A 2,061-nucleotide genomic window follows, 5' to 3' on the forward strand; every position below is an offset into this window, starting at 1 on the left:
CCCCCCCGGGGGGGGGCGGGGGGGGGCCCCCCCCCCCGGCCCCCCCCCCCCCCGCCGCCGGCACGGCGGGCGCGTCGCCAACCGGTCGCCCGGCGCCGGCCGCGTCGACCAGCCAGTAGCCGCGGCCGGTCGCGGTCGGCGCGATCGCGACCGCGCCGGGGTCGGCGCCGCCGCCGGCGACCGCCTCGGCGGTGCCGCGGGCGAGCACCGCGCCGTCGGCCGTGAGCAGCCAGAACCCTGGCGGCCGTGGCGAGCCCTGGTCGGGCGGGGTCGGCGCGTGGCCTGGGGACGGAGTCGGTGTCGCGGGGCCGGTCGGCCGGCCTGGCGCACCGGCCGAGCCGCTGGGCGGACCGGTGGGCGCGGGCGCCGTCGTCGGCTGGGCCGCCGGCGGTTCGGCGGACCCTGGTGTCCCGTCCCCGGCCTGGGCCGGCGACTGCGCGTCTACGCCCGCCCCGGCCGCCGCCTGCGAGCCGCCGGTGCCGACGCCACCGCCCGCTCCGGCCTGGTCGGTGCCGCCGGTCTGGCCGCCGCCCGGGCCGGCGGAGCCCGTCGGCTCGCTCGGCGGTTGCTGGCCGGCGGTCGGCTCCGGCCGCGGCGGGGCCGCGGTGGTGCTGACCGGCGGCTCGGGCTGGCCGGAGCCGGTCGGCCGGTTCCCGGTCGGCTCGCGGGTCTGCCCACCCGGCTGGCCACCGCCCCGGCCGTTTCCGGCCCCGGTCCGGTCGTCACCACGCCCGCCGGTGCCCCGGCCCGTGCCGTCGTCTAGCCCGCCGCCGTCGCCCCGGGTACCGGGTCGGCTGGGCGGGGTCCAGCCGGGCCAGATCAGGCCTGGCCGGCCGCCTGCCCCCGTGCCACCGCCCTGGGACGACGGCTGGCTCGCGGTCGGCGTCGGGCCGGGCGGCAGCGGGCGTGGTGTGTTGGTGCGGGTGCCTCCGGGCAGGGCCGCGCCGAACTTCAGCAGGGTCCGCCGGCTGGCGCCGTTGACGAGGACGACCGTCGGGCCGGTCTCGTCATTGATCCACAGTTGGCCGCTCTGGACGTCCAGGCTGATCCGCGACGGGGTGCCGACGGGCGCGACCGGCACCGGCGCGGCGAACCGAGCCGTCGCCGGGTCGAAGTCCCAGACGACGCCGGCGTTCGAGTCGGGCACGTAGACCTGGCCGTCGTGGGAGACCGGCGCGCCGACCTGATGCCCGGCGCCGGTGCCCGTGCCCGTCGCCGCGGCGAGGGCGGACACGTCGACGTCCGCCGCGCCGACGGCCGGCAGCGTGGTCGTGCTCACCCGACCGGTGGCCAGGTCCGCCAGCAGCAGCTCGCCGTTCGCCGGCTGGGCGAGCGCCAGGACCTGACCGTCGGTGCTGGTCGGCAGGAGCAGCTGGTCAGTGGTCTTGGGCGTCGCCCGGGCACCCGGAAGCTGGATGGCCGCGTCGGCGTGGTCCACCCCGAGCCGGGCGACCGTACCAGCCGTCTGGTCGACGACCACCGCGGACCCGCCGACCGTCGTGACGTCGATCCGGTCGCCTGCCGGCGCCACCGGAATCGGCGTCCCCGGCGTCCCGGCGCGGATCGGGACGACCGTGCCCGCGCTCGAGACCGGTACCCACAGCGTCCCGTCCGGCGTCTGGGCCACGGTCCCCAGCCCGGCCGGGAACGTGATCGGCGCGCCGAGCTGGGCCAGCGTGCGCGGGTCGAGGCGGATCACCCGGCCGGTGGCGGCGTCCACCGCGTAGGCGTCCCCGGCCGCCGCGAGGACGACGGCGCCAGGCGGCAGCACGACCGAGGCGCTGATTGTCAGCAGCGACGGGTCGACCAGCCAGACGGTGCCCGCGAGATCGTCCACCACGATCACGGCTTCGGCCTGGTCCGACGGCCAGCCGGCGCCGAGGTCCGCCGCGGCCGCGGTAGCGGTGGCTCCCTGTGTCCGCGCGGCCGCGGCTGACGGCGTCGCCGTCGCGGCGGACGCCGACGAGCGGGTCCCGGCCGGGCCGGACGGAGCCGCGTCGGTGGACGGCGCGGCGGCCGGCCGGGCGAAGCCGGTCAGCACGGTCAGCGGGTGCCCGGCCG

At 80.3% G+C, this 2,061-nt stretch carries 1 protein-coding gene; it reads right to left on the reverse strand.

Features of this window, described 5'->3' with window-relative positions; genetic code table 11:
* A partial coding sequence (locus tag I6A60_RS40965) for a hypothetical protein (protein WP_203055891.1) occupies window positions 1–2,061 on the reverse strand: 2,061 nt, incomplete at both ends.

It is taken from the genome of Frankia sp. AgB1.9, from assembly GCF_016786355.1.
In the GTDB taxonomy this organism is placed as follows: Bacteria; Actinomycetota; Actinomycetes; order Frankiales; family Frankiaceae; genus Pseudofrankia.